Annotated in this window: 16 protein-coding genes; 4 read left to right on the forward strand and 12 right to left on the reverse strand. The window is 63.7% G+C overall.

Going from position 1 to position 16,621, the window contains the following annotated elements:
* Positions 1 to 84: 84 nt before the first annotated feature.
* The 3 genes from VSR68_RS17840 to VSR68_RS17850 form a co-directional block, all read right to left on the reverse strand.
* A complete protein-coding gene (locus VSR68_RS17840) occupies positions 85 to 576 on the reverse strand; it encodes an SRPBCC family protein (RefSeq protein ID WP_342934869.1) in 492 nt (163 codons plus the stop codon).
* A gap of 37 nt (positions 577 to 613) precedes the next feature.
* Complete coding sequence (locus VSR68_RS17845; RefSeq protein ID WP_342941106.1) at positions 614 to 1,012, reverse strand: OsmC family protein; 399 nt, start codon at positions 1,010 to 1,012, stop codon at positions 614 to 616.
* A gap of 185 nt (positions 1,013 to 1,197) precedes the next feature.
* Complete coding sequence (locus VSR68_RS17850; RefSeq protein ID WP_342941107.1) at positions 1,198 to 2,070, reverse strand: pirin family protein; 873 nt, start codon at positions 2,068 to 2,070, stop codon at positions 1,198 to 1,200.
* 122 nt (positions 2,071 to 2,192) lie between these two features.
* On the opposite strand from VSR68_RS17850, the gene VSR68_RS17855 reads away from it, so the two are divergent.
* The gene (locus VSR68_RS17855) at positions 2,193 to 3,173 is read left to right on the forward strand and encodes a LysR family transcriptional regulator (protein WP_342941108.1); all 981 of its coding nucleotides are present in this window, start codon (positions 2,193 to 2,195) and stop codon (positions 3,171 to 3,173) included.
* Between the two features lie 434 nt (positions 3,174 to 3,607).
* Here the strand turns inward: VSR68_RS17855 and VSR68_RS17860 are convergent, their stop codons facing one another.
* The 9 genes from VSR68_RS17860 to VSR68_RS17900 form a co-directional block, all read right to left on the reverse strand.
* On the reverse strand, positions 3,608 to 4,027 hold the full coding sequence (locus VSR68_RS17860; RefSeq protein ID WP_342941109.1) for a biopolymer transporter ExbD: 420 nt from the start codon (positions 4,025 to 4,027) through the stop codon (positions 3,608 to 3,610).
* Between the two features lie 15 nt (positions 4,028 to 4,042).
* Positions 4,043 to 4,774, reverse strand: a complete 732-nt coding sequence (locus VSR68_RS17865) for a MotA/TolQ/ExbB proton channel family protein (protein WP_342941110.1) — start codon at positions 4,772 to 4,774, stop codon at positions 4,043 to 4,045.
* Positions 4,775 to 4,812: 38 nt separating this feature from the next.
* Positions 4,813 to 5,565, reverse strand: a complete 753-nt coding sequence (locus VSR68_RS17870; protein ID WP_342941111.1) for an energy transducer TonB — start codon at positions 5,563 to 5,565, stop codon at positions 4,813 to 4,815.
* Positions 5,566 to 5,804: 239 nt separating this feature from the next.
* The gene (locus VSR68_RS17875; protein WP_087736062.1) at positions 5,805 to 6,041 is read right to left on the reverse strand and encodes a (2Fe-2S)-binding protein; all 237 of its coding nucleotides are present in this window, start codon (positions 6,039 to 6,041) and stop codon (positions 5,805 to 5,807) included.
* Between the two features lie 291 nt (positions 6,042 to 6,332).
* The gene (murI, locus tag VSR68_RS17880) at positions 6,333 to 7,244 is read right to left on the reverse strand and encodes a glutamate racemase (RefSeq protein WP_342941112.1); all 912 of its coding nucleotides are present in this window, start codon (positions 7,242 to 7,244) and stop codon (positions 6,333 to 6,335) included.
* A 104-nt stretch (positions 7,245 to 7,348) separates the two neighbouring features.
* Entirely contained in the window at positions 7,349 to 7,828 is a 480-nt protein-coding gene (bfr, locus tag VSR68_RS17885) for a bacterioferritin (RefSeq protein WP_342941113.1), read from the reverse strand.
* Positions 7,829 to 8,007: 179 nt separating this feature from the next.
* Positions 8,008 to 9,531: a fumarate hydratase gene (locus tag VSR68_RS17890; RefSeq protein ID WP_342941114.1), complete on the reverse strand. Its 1,524-nt coding sequence runs from the start codon at positions 9,529 to 9,531 to the stop codon at positions 8,008 to 8,010.
* A 55-nt stretch (positions 9,532 to 9,586) separates the two neighbouring features.
* Positions 9,587 to 10,192 carry a TIGR00645 family protein gene (locus VSR68_RS17895; RefSeq protein WP_342941115.1) on the reverse strand — a complete coding sequence of 202 codons (606 nt, stop codon included), beginning with the start codon at positions 10,190 to 10,192 and terminating at the stop codon, positions 9,587 to 9,589.
* A gap of 449 nt (positions 10,193 to 10,641) precedes the next feature.
* The gene (locus VSR68_RS17900; RefSeq protein ID WP_342941116.1) at positions 10,642 to 11,541 is read right to left on the reverse strand and encodes a DMT family transporter; all 900 of its coding nucleotides are present in this window, start codon (positions 11,539 to 11,541) and stop codon (positions 10,642 to 10,644) included.
* A gap of 486 nt (positions 11,542 to 12,027) precedes the next feature.
* Between VSR68_RS17900 and acs the strand changes: the two genes are divergently transcribed.
* The 3 genes from acs to VSR68_RS17915 all read left to right on the forward strand — a co-directional run bounded on the left by acs (position 12,028) and on the right by VSR68_RS17915 (position 16,573).
* The gene (acs, locus tag VSR68_RS17905; RefSeq protein WP_342941117.1) at positions 12,028 to 14,010 is read left to right on the forward strand and encodes an acetate--CoA ligase; all 1,983 of its coding nucleotides are present in this window, start codon (positions 12,028 to 12,030) and stop codon (positions 14,008 to 14,010) included.
* 182 nt (positions 14,011 to 14,192) lie between these two features.
* Positions 14,193 to 14,558, forward strand: coding sequence for a DUF4212 domain-containing protein (locus tag VSR68_RS17910; protein WP_342941118.1), 366 nt, complete (start codon positions 14,193 to 14,195; stop codon positions 14,556 to 14,558).
* Positions 14,555 to 16,573: a sodium:solute symporter family protein gene (locus tag VSR68_RS17915; RefSeq protein WP_342941119.1), complete on the forward strand. Its 2,019-nt coding sequence runs from the start codon at positions 14,555 to 14,557 to the stop codon at positions 16,571 to 16,573. The genes VSR68_RS17910 and VSR68_RS17915 overlap by 4 nt, the downstream gene beginning before the upstream one ends.
* The last annotated feature ends 48 nt before the right edge of the window (positions 16,574 to 16,621 follow it).

Genomic DNA, 16,621 nt, shown 5'->3' on the forward strand with positions numbered 1-16,621 from the left:
TTCACAAGACTGCGAAATCAATCGGTGGGGCGTTTCGATAGGCAGGGGATTGCGCCGCGCGGAGTGTCCGGCGGCGCGCAGGATTTAATGCAGCTGGTCAGGCGTATTGCGCGCGCTGACGTACTGGCGGATCAGCCGGACAGTGTCGATGTCCGACTCGCGATACGCCGATTTCACGATCTCTTCTGTCTGACGCGCGTCGGGATCGCCGTTGTCGTCGGCGGACGGCAGGCTCGTTTTGTACTCGAAGCGCAAAAAGAGCTGCAACTCGTCAGGCTGCTCGATCGTCATCGTCAGCGAACCGCCGACGTATTCGGCCGTCGCGAGGATGTCGTAACGCACGCTGTCCTTCGGCGTGAGCGTTACGTGATCGCGCACGGTCGCCTGGCCGTAGTGCAGTTCGCGCTCCATCGTGCTGTCGGTGCGCGACAGAATCGAGCAGCTGTCGAGGCCGATGACGAACAGCTGCGGTTGCTCGGCGCGCAGCACGAGCCCTTCCCACAGTTGCTCGCGCGTCAGCGATTCGACGAGCGGATTCAGCGGATCGTTGATCTGGATCAGATGTTCGAAGTTCAAGACGGCAGCTTCCTTCTAAAGCCCAAGGTTTATAGCATCAAGCAACAGCCAGGCCCGTACGGATCGAAATCGGATTGCTCAGGATCTTGTGCACGGGACACGAATTGGCGATCTGCAGAAGCCGTTCCTGCTGCTCGTCGGACAGATCGCCCGTCAGCACGATCTGGCGGTCGATGGCCGTGCCGTCGCCTTCCTTCTGCATCGACAGCGTCACGCGCACTTCTTCGAGCGGCCAGCCTTTGCGCTGCGCATACATCTTCAGCGTAATCGACGTGCACGCGCCGAGGCTCGACAGCAGCAGCGAGTTCGGCGTGGGGCCGCGATCGCCGCCGCCGAGCGACTCGGGTTCGTCGGCGATCCACGTATGCGCGCCGTCGTCGAACATCACCTGATAATTCGCCGAGCCGATGTGTGCCGTGACCTTCGTGTCTGCCATGCGCGCTCCTTGTGTCCTTGTGCGGGAAAGGTACTGCCGCGCGGCGCATTACGCGGCGCGCGGCCAGGTTGCTTTTCTCAGGTTGCTATTGTGAACGAATTTGCTGCGATTCGCGGATAGGGCGGGCCGCGCGAAAAGCTGAAACCTCAGGGCGAGACGGCGCTGATAATGCGCTGATAAGGCGCTCAATGCGTGATCTGTCCCATGCGACCCGCCTGATAGTCGATCACGGCCTGACGGATTTCCTCCTCCGTATTCATCACGAACGGGCCATAGCGCACGACGGGTTCGTTCAGCGGCACGCCGCCGAACAGCAGCACGTCGAGCGGCTCGGCGCCGGCGGCCATCGTCACCGTGTCGCCGTCGTTGTCGAACACGATCATCTGCTGCGGTCCGATTTCGAGCTGCTCGTCGCTGTAGAAGCCTGTGCCCGCAAGCCCATAAGTGAACACGCGATAGTCGCGCGGCACGGGTTGCACGATGCGCGCGCCCGGCTGCAGCGTGAAATGCTGGTACAGAATCGGCGTGCGCGTCTCGATCGCGGCCTTCACGCCGAGCGCCTCGCCGGCGATCACCTTCACGCGCACCTTGCCGTCGCCGGATGTCGCGACGGGAATGCCCGCCGACGGCATCTCCTGATAACGCGGCGCGATCATCTTGTCGCGCTTCGGCAGGTTCACCCACAGTTGCAGCCCGTGCACGCGGCCGCCCGTCGCAACGAACGACGGGTCCGGCATTTCGCTGTGCACGACGCCGGAACCGGCTGTCATCCATTGGACGTCGCCCGCTCGCAGCGTGCCCGAGTGGCCCGCCGAGTCCTTGTGGCCGAACTGGCCTTCGAGCACGTAGGTCACCGTTTCGAAGCCGCGATGCGGGTGATCGGGCGCGCCCTTCGCCTCGCCGGGCGCATAGTCGACGGGGCCCATCTCGTCGAGCAGCAGAAACGGATCGAAGTCCATCAGCATGCGTGTCGGAAACGGGCGGTGGACGACGAAGCCGCCGCCTTCAACCGTGCGAACAGAAGGGTACGTGCGTTCGATCGTGCGGGTCGCGCTCATCAAAGTCACCTCGAAAAATGGGGAATAGCGTTATTTCTGAAACATGCAGCTATTATATGGACCGATTTTGACCAAAACAGGCCGCCCGTCGCAATGGATTGTTCTGCCAGTGAAACGATGACATGAAGATCGATTCGCATAACCTGAATGACCTGATGTACTTTTCGCAGGTCGTCGAACATGGCGGTTTTTCCGCCGCCGAACGCGTGCTCGGCATTTCGAAGTCGCGTCTGTCGCGGCGCCTGACGGAACTGGAGGCGTCGCTGGGTGTGCGTCTTTTGCAGCGCTCGACGCGCAAGCTTGCGCTGACGGAAGCCGGGCAACTCTTCTACGAGCACTGTCAGGCGATGCTCTCGGAGGCGCAGGCGGCCGTCAACGTCGTGCAGCAACTGCGCTCGTCGCCGCGCGGCACGGTGCGCGTCAGCGTGCCCGTGACGATGTCGCAGACCATCCTGTCGCAGATCCTGCCGGAATTCATGCATCGCTATCCCGAAGTGCGCGTCGTGATGCGCGTGACGAACCGCGTCGTCGACCTGTTCGAAGATTCGATCGACGTTGCATTGCGCGTGCGCTCCGAGCCGCCGGAGAGCGCGAATATCGTCGTGCGGCCGCTGTGGCGCACGCAACAGATGCTGGTCGGCGCGCCGAGTCTGCTGAGCCAGAATGCGCCGCCGCTCGCGCCCGCCGATCTGAACCGTTTCGAGACGCTCGACACGCCGACGGGCGACGGCCGCCACGTGTTCAATCTGATCGCGCCGGACGGCACGCGTCACGCGCACGAGCACGAACCGCGCCTCGTGACAGCCGATCTGATGATGATCACGGAAGCGGCGCTCGCGGGCGTCGGCATCGCGGCGCTGCCGGAGATGATGTATGGCGCCGCGTTGCGCAGCGGGCGCCTGTCGCCCGTGATGCCGGGCTGGACGCTGCCGTCGCCGCAGCTGTACGCGGTGTTTCTGTCGCGTCAGGGGATGGTGCCGGCTGTGCGGACTTTCGTCGATTATCTGGTCGAGATGCTCGATCCGGACACGGGCAAGCATATCCAGCAGGAATGCCCCGAGCGCGCAGCGAAGCCGGCGCGTCTGAAGGCGGAAGCGATCTGACGCATCGACATCGCATCGGATCGCTCGCGCCGTCTCCACGCGAGCGGGCGAACGCGAACGTAGCGCACGCCACACGGCAAATATCGTTTTTGCCATTTAAGCGCGAACGGCGATGGATACTTTCAATGGCCGCAGACTTGTACGCACGCGCCCACGGGCTTATATTGAAATCCCTTCGCTAAGGAGTGTCCTATGCGAAAACTGACGGCCGCTTTGATAGTGAGCCTGATAGGGCTGACCGCGCTGTCCGTGTCAACCACGGCTGCCGCATGCGGTGATCAGATCCAGAGCAGAAGCGATGGCAAATGATCCCGCCGCCCGAAGGCGCCGAGTGCGCACGAAAAAAGGCCTTCATCCGACGATGAAGGCCTTTTACATTTAAGCCCTGAAAAACAGGGCTTTTCTTCGTAGAACGACGAACGCGGGCGGCGCGCTCAGTGCGCTTTCGGCTGCGTGACGAAGCCGATCTTCGTCAGGCCGCCCGCCTGGGCCGCCGACATCACGTCCGCCACCTTCTCATACGCAACCTTGCGGTCCGCGCTCAGATGCAGCTCCGGTTGCGGACTCTGCTGCGCAGCTGCGGCGATTTTCGCCGGCAGCGCGTCGTCGGCGATTTTCTGGTCGTCCCACAGCACGTTGCCGTCGGCGTCGATCGACACCGTCACCTGCGCGGGCTTCGTGTCTTCCTTCTGGCTGCTCGCGTGCGGCAGGTCGATCTTCACCGCGTGGCGGATCACCGGGATCGTCACCATGAAGACGATCAGGAGAACCAACATGACATCGACGAGCGGCGTCATGTTGATTTCGTTCATGAGGCCGTCGTCATCGTCGCCGGCAAAAGGGCTCATTGCCATCGCCATGCCTCCTGGTTAGTTGGCGCGGGACGCGAGCCGAAGACCGTCTCCGCGCTTCGTCGACGACAGGCGCGCGCCCGTCACGAAGAACGCGTGGAGGCCATGAGCGAAGCGGCTCAGCTTGCTGACGATCGCCTTGTTGGCGCGCGTGAGCGCGTTGTAGCCGAGCACGGCGGGAATCGCGACGAAGAGGCCAAAGGCCGTCATGATGAGCGCCTCGCCGACGGGGCCCGCGACCTGATCGATCGACGACTGGCCCGTCGCGCCGATGGTCAGGAGCGCGTGATAGATGCCCCACACCGTGCCGAACAGGCCGACGAACGGCGCCGTGCTGCCGATCGACGCAAGAATCGCGAGGCCGCTCTGCATCCGCGCGATGCTATCGTCCATCGTGTCCTTCAGGCATCGCGTGACCCAGTCCGACACGTCCATGCGGTCGTGCAGATGCGGCTGCGTCTGATGATGATGGTCGGCGGCTTCCTGGCCCGACAGCGCGAGCGCGAGGAACGGGTTTTCAGCCGGCGACGACTTATCGCTGCCGAGCTTCTTCATGCCGTCGTTGAAGTCGTCCGAATGCCAGAACGCCTGCTCGGCGTTTTTCGTCAGACGCTTGAGACGCATGACGTTCCAGCTCTTGATGACGATCACGCTCCAGGACAGCACCGACATGATCAGCAGTGCCAGCGCGATGCCGCGCGTGACGAAATCCCCTTGTGCCCAGACGTGGGCGATACCGTAGTTCTGCATGGCAATTCCTTTTCTTCTTTGAAATCCGTTCCGGCGGATCAGTTGCTAAGGCTGAAGGCGAAAGGCTGGGTGTACGCGGCGCGGACGGGCTCGCCGTTCTCCAGATACGGCTTGCACGAACTGGAGTGCATCGCGTCGAGGGCGGCCTGGTCGAGGCGATCGTAGCCGCTGCTCTTTTTCAACTCGATGTTCTCGATCTTGCCCGTCAGCCCGACGACGAAGTGGATCATTGCCGTCCCTGTCTCGCCGCGTCGGCGCGAAAGGGCGGGATAGTCGGGCTGGACGATGCTGCAATCGAGGTGGGACACGTTCTTCGGCGCGGACAGCGCCATCGTCGGCTTGCCGACGGCAGGCGCGGCGGGGGCAGCTTGCGTCGCGGGTGCGGGAGCGGCCGGCGTGGGCGAAGGTGGTGGCGCGGGCTCGGCGGGCGCGGCGATTTCATGCTGCGACGGCGCCTGCGCAACGGGCAATGGGTCGGGTGCGGGCTTCGGCGTCGGGTGCGGCTGCACTTTCGGCCTGACCTTCTGCACGGGCGTGGGCTTCGGCGGAGGCGGCGTCGGGATCGACTGGATCGCGGCCGGCGCGGCGACGGGCGCCGGGCTGATCAACTCGGCCGTGATCGTGCGCGATTCGATCGGTTGGAACGGCGGCGCTTCGCGCATCGTGAACGCGACAGCGAGCGCAACGACATGAAGTCCGATGACGATGCCCGTCACCGTGACGATACGCGGATTGATTCGGGCGGAAGCGTCTGGCGCGAAGCCGGTTGGGAGAGTAGGCGTGGCCTGCATGTTAGCGTGGCGGCGCGCCGTCGATGCAGCACGGCGTCATTTTCGGAATATCAGCAGTGAAATGCACAGGGTGGTCACGAAACCGATCAGCAATTCCATTTCGAGCTCCTCGAAGAATGGCGTCGCTGGCTGGTCTCGGACTGGCTTGCTGACGGCGGAAAGAAAACTGAAGCGCGTGCGATGCTAGCGCGCTTTTCAGCGCGCAACATGAAGATGCGTCAAGGCTGACGGACGCAGTGTCAGGCGGCCTTGCGTTCGTAGAACGTCAGCGGCACGGCTTGCGTGTGGTGCTCGACGCCGCAACGGCTCGCGCAGACGCCGCTTTCGGCCATTACATCCCGTACGGATTGTTCGCACTTGCCGCAGCACATCGCGACGCCCAGCTCGAATTGCAGCTCGTCGAAGGTGTCGATGCCCTCGGCGATCGACGCGCGGATCTTCCGGTCGGATACAGACTTGCACACGCAGACAATCATGACGGCTCGCGATAGCTAACGTTAATGCGAATTATTATCATTATGTTTGGGTGCTTTGGCAAGCGTCCGTCGCAAATTTTTGTAACAAAACCAGCCTACTGGAAGGGTTTCGTTCTCGCGGCCTTTATGTGGCGGGCGCCGCCGGGATGCCGCGAGTGGAGGGCCAGCCGCGTGGTCTTTTGCCACAGCGAGCGGTCGGTGGGCGCGTTTCTTTCGTGAAACGGTGGCGCAATGCAGCCGGCGCGGCACATCAAAAGCGAAAATATCGCGCGCGGGCCAGCTAACGAGGAATCAGGCGGCGTGCGAATCCGTGGTGGCTGTACGACGCGACGGAATGTGCACGCGCTCGACGGGCGCGTCGATTTGCAGCAGTGTCGCCGCAAGCTGCCTGAGATGCGCGCCGTCGCTGGTCGAGCAGAAGCGGGGCTGGGGCGCGGCATTGCGCTCGGGCGAACGTAGACCCTGCTGGCCGAGCACGCGCTCCAGCTGGCGGGCAATCGCAATGCTCGTGTCGATCAGCGCAAGCCGGTCGCCGGCGATATCGCGAATCGCGGCGTCGAGAAACGGATAGTGCGTGCAGCCGAGCACGAGCGTATCGGCGCCGGCCTCGAGCATCGGCTGGAGGTAGCTTTCGAGCAGCGCGCGCAGTTCCGGCGAACCGATATCGCAGCGCTCGACGGCCTGCACGAGCCCGTGGCCCGGCTGGCACAGAAAACGGCAGTCGGCGGCGTGGCGTTCGAGCAGCGCCTGAAAGCGCGCGCTGCGCAGCGTCACCTGCGTCGCGAGCACGCCCGCCACTCGCGAGCGCGATTGCAGCGCTGCGGGCTTCACGCCCGGCTCGACGCCGATCAGTTGAATGGGCAGCTTTTCGCGCACCAGTGCGATCGACTGCGCCGTCGCCGTGTTGCACGCGACCACCAGCGCTTTCGCCCCTTGCGCGACGAGCCATTCGCCGATCGCCAGCGTGCGGTCCGCGATGAAGTCGTCGTCGCGCTCGCCATACGGGGCGTAGAGCGAATCGGCGACATAGATGATCGCTTCGCCCGGCAGTTGCGCGCGCACCGCGCGCAACACCGACAGGCCGCCCAGGCCCGAGTCGAAAATGCCGACGGGCGCGCGCGGATCGAGCGGAGCAATCGCAGGCAGCGAAGAGAGCGCAGCGGAGGCGGGGGGCGAGGCGGTCATGGATTCAATGGAAGCCATATAAGAAAATCCGCGCAGCGCGTTCGAAAGACGTTGCGCGGATAGGACCGCAGAAGTGTAGCAGGAGTCGCAGGACTGGCAATGCCGCCGTCTTGCACGCGATCTTATTCTTCGGGCGAACCCATCGCGGACTGCTGGTAATTCTGGATACCGACTTTGTCGATCAGGTCGAGTTGCGTTTCGAGCCAGTCGATGTGCTCTTCGGTGTCGTCGAGAATCGTCGTGAAGATTTCACGCGACACGAAATCGCGCACCGACTCGCAATAGGCGATCGCCTCCTTGCACGTGCCCTGCGAGATCTGCTCGAGCTTCAGATCGCATTCGAGGATTTCCTTCGTCTCTTCGCCGATCAGCAGCTTGTGCAGATCCTGCAGATTCGGCAGGCCGTCGAACATGAAAATGCGCTCGATCAGCATGTCGGCGTGTTTCATCTCGCCGATCGATTCGTCGTATTCATGCTTGCCAAGCTTGTCGAGACCCCAGTGCTTGTACATCCGCGCGTGCAGGAAGTACTGGTTGATCGCGGTCAGTTCGTTCTTCAACTGGGCGTTCAGATATTCGATGACCTTTTTATCGCCTTGCATGATTTTCCCCTCGCTGGAGCCTAGTTTTCCAAGAACAATAAACGGCTGAACCCGAAAAGCCAAGGACGGATGCGGTTGATGAGAATTGCTCACGCAATAGTGTTGCGTTCCGCGCGAGCAAATAAAAAGCCGGGACTATAACGCCCCGGCTTCCGTAAAACAAACAGACACAAACAGACTCAGACCGTCGCGACGGGGATCTTGCCGATCTTCGCCTGCCATTCCTTCGGGCCCGTCTGATGAACCGACGTACCGCTCGAATCGACGGCCACCGTCACGGGCATGTCCTGCACGTCGAACTCATAGATGGCTTCCATGCCGAGGTCTTCGAACGCGAGCACCTTCGCGCTGCGGATCGCCTTCGACACCAGATACGCCGCGCCGCCCACGGCCATCAGATATGCGGCCTTGTGCTTCTTGATCGCGTCGATCGCGACGGGGCCGCGCTCGGCCTTGCCGATCATCGAGATCAAGCCGGTTTGCGCGAGCATCGTCTCGGTGAACTTGTCCATGCGCGTTGCCGTGGTCGGGCCTGCGGGGCCGACTGCTTCGTCGCGCACGGGATCGACGGGGCCGACGTAGTAGATCACGCGGTTCGTGAAGTCGACGGGCAGCTTCTCGCCCTTCGCGAGCATGTCGGCGATGCGCTTGTGCGCGGCGTCGCGGCCCGTCAGCATCTTGCCCGACAGCAGCAGCGTCTGGCCCGGCTTCCACGACGCGACTTCTTCAGGCGTCAGCGTGTTCAGGTCGATGCGCTTGCTCGTTTCCGTGTTGGGCGCCCACGTGACCTTCGGCCATGCGTCGAGCGGCGGCGGCGTGAGCTTCGCGACGCCCGAGCCGTCGAGCGTGAAGTGCGCATGGCGCGTGGCCGCGCAGTTCGGGATGATCGCGATCGGCTTCGATGCCGCGTGCGTCGGCGCTGCCATGATCTTCACGTCGAGCACCGTCGACAGGCCGCCCAGGCCCTGCGCGCCGATACCGAGCGCGTTGACCTTCTCGTGCAGTTCGACCCGCAGCTCTTCGATCCAGTCCTTCGGGCCGCGCGCAATGACGTCCTGAATGTCGATCGGGTCCATCAGCGATTCCTTCGCCATGACCATCGCCTTCTCGGCCGTGCCGCCGATGCCGATGCCGAGCATGCCCGGCGGGCACCAGCCCGCGCCCATCGTCGGCACGGTCTTCAGGATCCAGTCGACGATCGAGTCCGACGGGTTCAGCATTGCGAACTTCGACTTGTTCTCCGAGCCGCCGCCCTTGGCCGCGACCTGCACATCGACCTTGTCGCCCGGCACGATCTCGTAGTGGATCACGGCCGGCGTGTTGTCCTTCGTGTTCTTGCGGCCGCCTTCGGGCGGGCTCACGATCGACGCGCGCAGCACGTTGTCCGGGTGCGTGTAGCCGCGGCGCACGCCTTCGTTGATCATGTCGGTGACGCTCATCGTCGCGCCGTCCCAACGCACGTCCATGCCGACCTTCACGAACACCGTGACGATGCCCGTGTCCTGGCAGATCGGGCGCTTGCCTTCGGCGCACATGCGGCTGTTCGTGAGAATCTGCGCGATGGCGTCCTTCGCGGCGGGGCTCTCTTCGAGCTCGTACGCGCGGCCGAGTGCCTGGATGTAATCGAGCGGATGGTAGTAGCTGATGTACTGCAGCGAATCCGCAATACTCTGGATCAGGTCTTCCTGTTTGATGACGGTCATGGCTAGGCTCAGTGGGGTGGCGCTCGTTATCGCGACTGCGCGGCTGCGTGGTCGGTCATGCGCTTTCAGGGGAGTGGGAAATCTTCTGCTTCAACGTGCGCGCCGCTGCGGGCTCGTGGAAATGCTCGGGGTGCGTGTGCGTCGTGAGGCGATCGACGTAGGCCATCGCCAGCGCGGACACGAGAAACGCGATGTGGATGATCACCTGCCACATCACCGCGTGCATCGTGTGCTGGTCCGGGTCGATGAAAGTTTTCAGCAGATGGATCGACGAGATGCTGATGAGCGCCATCGACAGCTTCACCTTCAGCACGCCCGCATTCACATGGTCGAGCCATTCGGGCTCGTCGGGATGGCCCTCGACGCCGAGTCTCGACACGAACGTTTCATACCCGCCGACGATCACCATGATCAGCAGGTTCGAGATCATCACCACGTCGATCAGGCCGAGCACGACGAGCATGATGCTGGTTTCGTCGAGCGTCATCGACGCGCTGACGAGGTGCCACACTTCCTTCAGGAACAACACGACGTACACGCCTTGCGCGACGATCAGGCCCAGATAGAGCGGCACCTGCAGCCAGCGGCTCATGAAGATCACGGAGGGCAACGGGCGCATGCGTCGATGCTGGCTGGAAGGAACGGGGCGCAGGGCGGTCATGGGGCGTCGGTCGGCGTAGTGTTGGCGCTTCGTAGTATCGGATAACTGCGGGATCACTGCGGGATGACTGGGGCACGGGCGCGCTCGCATCGACGACGGCGGATCACGCGGAAAGCGAACAACCGACGTTCAGGCAGCCGGCGATGAAACCGGCCGGCGCAGCGCGCTGGGCGCGTTATTGTACAGCGTGATGCGTGACGGCCGTGTCGAAGCGGGCAGGAGCGGGTGCAAGCGGGGTAAGCGGGGCAAGCGGGGCAAGTGGGGCAAGCGGGGCAAGCGGGCAGAAGCAAGCACGAGAGCTGGCGCGGAGCCGCGCGAGGCCCGGCACACCCGCGCACGAGGCGATGCGTGAGGCCGATGCACGAGGCCGATGCGTGAGGCCGATGCGTGAGGCCGATGCGTGAGGCCAAGCGTGAGGCCGAGTCGCGACGCCGAAGCATGAGCCTCCACTACGACGCGACGGGCGGCACGCGCCTGACCTTGAGGCTTGCGAGCGCGATGCCCGCGATCACGCACGCGAGCGCGACGCCGTGCGCGAGCGTCGGCCGTTCGTCGAGGAACACGATGCCGTAGACGGCGGCCGCGACGGGCAGCACCGCGCTGAACACGCCCGCAAGGCTGCCCGGCACGTGGCGGATGCCCTTCATCCAGAGCCAGAACGAGAAGATGCTCGCCGACAGCCCGTACCACAGCACGAGCGCCCAGATGCTGACGGGCGTGCTCGCATAGTCGAATGCGAACAGCGCCGACACGCCGAGCGGCAGCATCAGCAACAAGCCGAACAGGTGGGTGTACGCGCAGATGTCGATCGGCGCGAGCGTCTGCGTGAGTCGGCGTGACAGGATCACATACAGCGATTCGCAGCAGACGGCGCCCAGCACCATCAGATTGCCGGCGAACGAGCTTGTGCTCGCGGTGCCCGCGGCATTGTCGGCGTGCGCGAGATTGACGACGACCACGCCGGCGATCGCGAGTGCAATCGAGGCCAGCGCCCGCCCATCGGGTTTCTCTTTCAGGAAGATCCACGAGAACAGCGCGACGACGGCGGGTATCGTGCTCGTGATGACGCCCGCCGCGACGGCGCTCGTCCGATGCACGCCGTTGAGCATCAACAGCGTAAACCCGAATGTGCCGAACAGGGCCTGCAGGAACAGATTGACCCACTCGCCCTTTTTCACGCGGCGCAGCTTGCTGACGCGCAGCAACGGCCACAGCACGGCCATCGCGATCACGAAACGCAGCAACGCGAAGAGAGGAACGGGAACGAACGCGACAATCGACTTGCCAATGCCGACGTTGCTGCCGACGAGCAGCATCGCAGCGATGAGAAACAGTGAATAGCGGTTCAAGCTGGAATCCATGTGGCTAGTTCAGTTAGCATTGTAAAAGGGCGCATAACAACGGCAAAGCAAGCAGCAAATGCACTAGGACGTGTGCAAGACACCCGAGCGGCAGGTAGGCTCGATGCTTGCGAGATTTGCGGTGTGCCTGCATCGCGACGCGTCGGCGGTCATGGCGCCTGGTGTTTTGCCTGACGTGCAGCCGGTCCGCGCGTAAGTACGCGGTAAGTTGCAACGCTTATCGTGGGAAGCGATCGAAGCTGTTGAACGGGCAGGCGGCCCGCGCGATGTTGCGACGCCGCACCTGGCATGCGTTGTGATTCGCAGTGTGCCCGCCGTTGCGGATGGGCACGAGGGTGGGAGACACGCCGCGGCCGATGTCACGCGCGGCGCCACTATGACGACACGGAGCGACGCCTTGCGCCCGCTGGACGGGCATGCATCGCGAGCGCGCCGGCACAGGATTGATGTTTCATCTTCACCAAGGGGTAGTCGATGTCTGCGATTGAATCGGTTCTTCAGGAACGCCGCGTGTTTCCGCCTTCCGCCGAAATGACGGCACAGGCAGCAGTGTCCGGCATGGACGCATACCGGGCGCTCGCCGCCGAAGCGGAGCGCGATTACGAAGGCTTCTGGGGCAGGCTGGCGCGCGAAACGCTCAGCTGGAAAAAGCCCTTCTCGAAGGTGCTCGACGAATCGGATGCACCTTTCTACAAATGGTTTGAAGACGGCGAACTGAACGCGTCATACAACAGCATCGACCGGCATGTCGAAGCGGGCAACGGCGATCGCGTCGCCATCATCTTCGAAGCCGACGACGGCACCGTCACCCACGTCACGTACAACGACATGCTGCAGCGTGTGTCGCGCTTCGCGAATGCGCTGAAGAAACGCGGCATCAAAAAGGGCGATCGCGTCGTCATCTATATGCCGATGTCGATCGAGGGCATCGTCGCGATGCAGGCCTGCGCGCGTATCGGCGCGACGCACTCGGTCGTGTTCGGCGGGTTCTCGTCGAAGTCGCTGAACGAACGTCTCGTCGACGTGGGCGCGGTCGCGCTCGTCACGTCCGACGAACAGATGCGCGGCGGCAAGGCGCTGCCGCTCAAGAACATCGCGGACGAAGCGCTCACGATGGGCGGCTGCGAGGCCGTCAAGAGCGTAATCGTCTACAAGCGCACGGGCGGAAAGGTCGGCTGGGACGACAAGCGCGATCTGTGGATGCACGAGATCACGGCGAACGAATCGGATCAATGCGCGCCCGAATGGGTCGGCGCCGAGCATCCGCTCTTCATCCTCTATACGTCGGGCTCGACGGGCAAGCCCAAGGGCGTGCAGCACAGCACGGGCGGCTATCTGCTGTGGGCCGCGCAGACAATGAAATGGACCTTCGACTGGAAGCCGACGGATGTCTTCTGGTGCACGGCCGACATCGGCTGGGTCACGGGCCACAGCTACATCACGTATGGTCCGCTCGCGCTCGGCGGCACGCAGGTGGTGTTCGAAGGCGTGCCGACGTATCCGAACGCGGGCCGCTTCTGGGACATGATCCAGAAGCACAAAGTCTCCGTGTTTTACACCGCGCCGACGGCGATCCGCTCGCTGATCAAGGCTGCGGAAGCCGATGCGAAGGTACATCCGAAGAGCTACGACCTGTCGTCGCTGCGCATCATCGGCACGGTCGGCGAGCCGATCAATCCGGAAGCATGGGTATGGTACTACGAGAACGTCGGCGGCTCGCGCTGCCCGATCGTCGATACGTGGTGGCAGACGGAAACGGGCGGCCACATGATCTCGCCGCTGCCGGGCGCGACGCCGCTCGTGCCGGGTTCGTGCACGCTGCCGCTGCCGGGCATCATGGCCGCGATCGTCGATGAAACGGGCCAGGACGTGCCGAACGGGCAGGGCGGCATTCTCGTCGTCAAGCGTCCGTGGCCCGCGATGATCCGCACGATCTGGGGCGACCCTGAGCGCTTCAAGAAGAGCTACTTCCCCGAAGAGCTCGGCGGCAAGCTGTACCTCGCCGGCGACGGCTCGGTGCGTGACAAGGAGACGGGCTACTTCACGATCATGGGCCGCATCGACGACGTGCTGAACGTGTCGGGCCACCGCCTCGGCACGATGGAGATCGAGTCGGCGCTGGTCGCGAATCCGCTGGTGGCGGAAGCCGCCGTGGTCGGCCGTCCGGACGAGACGACGGGCGAGGCCGTGTGCGCGTTCGTCGTGTTGAAGCGCGCGCGCCCGGAAGGCGAAGAGGCCGCGAAGATCGCTGCGGAACTGCGCAACTGGGTCGGCAAGGAAATCGGTCCGATCGCGAAGCCGAAGGACATCCGTTTCGGCGACAACCTGCCGAAGACGCGCTCGGGCAAGATCATGCGGCGTCTGTTGCGCTCGCTCGCAAAGGGCGAAGAGATCACGCAGGACGTGTCGACGCTCGAGAACCCGGCGATTCTCGATCAGCTGGGTGAATCGCGCTGATCGATGAAAGTGCATGAACGTTTGAAGGCTTGAAAGCCTGAGGCATTTGCAAATCCAAACGGCGCATCCGATGACGATGCGCCGTTTTTTCATGCGCCGCGCGGCGCGCTTCGACCGGTGACGCAAGTCGTTGCACGGACAACCCCGATTGCCGATGCAACACGTTTTTGATACATAGGCGCATGGCCGCGCCACACCACACATCGCGTCACAACATCAATCCCTTGCCCGAGCCGCCGCCCGTGACGGAGGCGATGGCGCGCGCGCACGCGCGCTACTGGCGCTTCAACCTCGTGCTGATCGTCGCGTTGATGCTGGTCGGCTTCTTCGTGTCGTTCATCGTGCCGCTGATCGCGAGAGGGCTCGCGTCCGTGCGTTTCGCGGGTTTCAGCCTGCCGTTCTACATGGGCGCGCAGGGCGCGATCCTCGTGTACCTGATGCTGATCGTGATCTACATCGTGCTGATGCAGCGCGCCGACGCCGCATTGCAACGCGCGCTCGAAGCCAGCGCGCAGGACGACATCGCCGAGCGCACGGCCGACCGATGAAGCTCGCGCATCGGCTGATCCGTTCGTATTCGCTCTATACGCTGGGCTTTTTTGCGTTCATCTACCTGTTGTGGCGCATCGAGGCCGCGAACGGGCCGGGCATGTGGATCGGCTATGTGTTCCTGTTCGTGCCGATCGCCGTGTATGCGGTGATCGGCCTGCTGTCGCGCACCTCCGATCTCGTCGAGTACTACGTGGCCGGGCGGCGCGTGCCGTCCGCGTTCAACGGCATGGCGACGGCGGCGGACTGGCTGTCGGCGGCGTCGTTCATCGGGCTTGCCGGGTCGCTCTACGCGACCGGCTACGACGGACTTGCGTACACGATGGGCTGGACGGGCGGCTACTGCCTCGTTGCGTTTCTGCTCGCGCCGTACGTGCGCAAGCTCGCGCGCTACACGATTCCCGATTTTCTCGGCACGCGCTTTTCGAGCAACGCGGTGCGAGGGCTTGCGGCGCTGTCGGCGATTCTCTGTTCGTTCGTCTATCTGGTCGCGCAAATTCAGGGCGTGGGGCTGATCGCGACGCGCTTCATCGGCGTCGACTTTGCGATCGGCATCTTCTGCGGGCTCGCGGGCATTCTGGTGTGTTCGTTCCTCGGCGGCATGCGCGCAGTCACGTGGACGCAGGTCGCGCAGTACATCATCCTGATCGCGGCGTTCCTGATTCCCGTGTCGATGATCGCGCACAAGGATGGCCTCGGCTGGGTGCCGCAATTCGGCTATGGACGCCTGATGGAGCGCATCGAGACGATGGAGCGCGCGGTGCGCGATGCGCCTTCTGAGCAGTCGGTGCGCGACGATTACCGGATGCGCGCCGCGCTGATGCAGGCGCAGATCGACGGCCTGCCGCAGTCGTATATCGACGAGAAAGGCCGTCTGACCGATCAACTCGCCGACTTGCGGCGGCACAACGGACCGTTGCGCGAGATCGCCGATCTCGAACGCCGGATCGCGCGCTTTCCTCGCGACGCCGCGACGGCGCAGATCGTGTGGGCGCAGCAGCGCGACGAGATGATCCAGCGCGCGGCGGCGCCCGTGCAGATGCACGAGCCGTTTCCCGCCGCGAACGAAGCCGAGCGGCGGCTGCATCTGCGCAATTTTCTTTCGCTGCTGCTGTGCCTGTCGCTGGGGACGGCGAGCCTGCCGCACATTCTGACGCGCTATAACACGACGACCTCGGTGGCGTCGGCGCGGCGCTCGGTCGGCTGGACGCTCTTCTTCGTCGCGCTGTTCTATCTGACGGTGCCCGTGCTCGCGGTGCTGATCAAGTACGAGATCCTGTCGAATCTCGTCGGCCATCGGTTTTCCGAGCTGCCGCAGTGGGTGATGCAGTGGCGGCGGATCGAGCCGTACCTGATCAGCATCGCCGATGTGAACGGCGACGGCATCGTGCGCTGGAGCGAGGTCCAGATGCAGCCGGACATGGTCGTGCTGGCCGCGCCGGAGATAGCGGGGCTGCCGTATGTGATGTCGGGGCTGATCGCGGCGGGCGCACTGGCGGCGGCGCTGTCGACAGCCGATGGCCTGCTGCTGACGATCGCCAATGCGCTGTCGCACGATGTCTATTACCACATGGTCGATCCCGACGCATCGAGCCAGCGGCGCGTGACGATCTCGAAGATCCTGCTGCTGGGCGTGGCGCTGTTCGCGTCGTATGTGGCGTCGCTGAATACGGGGAACATCCTGTTTCTGGTCGGTGCGGCGTTTTCGCTGGCGGCGTCGAGTCTCTTTCCGGTGCTGGTGCTCGGCGTGTTCTGGAAGCGCACGACGCGGCTGGGCGCCGTCGCGGGGATGCTCGCGGGGCTGGGGGTGTGCATTTACTACATCGTGTCGACGTATCCGTTCTTCACGCAGTTGACGGGCTTCGTCGGCACGCGCTGGTTCGGCATCGAGCCGATCAGCTCGGGCGTATTCGGCGTGCCGGCGGGGTTTCTGGTGACGGTGCTGGTGAGCCTCGTCGACGCGAAGCCGGACGCTTACACGAGGGCGCTGGTGGACTACATACGGCACCCGTGACGCTGGCCGTCCGGCCGAGGTGGCAATGGCGCGAGAGTTTGCTATAAT

This window comes from Paraburkholderia phymatum, from assembly GCF_038900715.1.
GTDB classification, from domain to species: domain Bacteria; phylum Pseudomonadota; class Gammaproteobacteria; order Burkholderiales; family Burkholderiaceae; genus Paraburkholderia; species Paraburkholderia phymatum_A.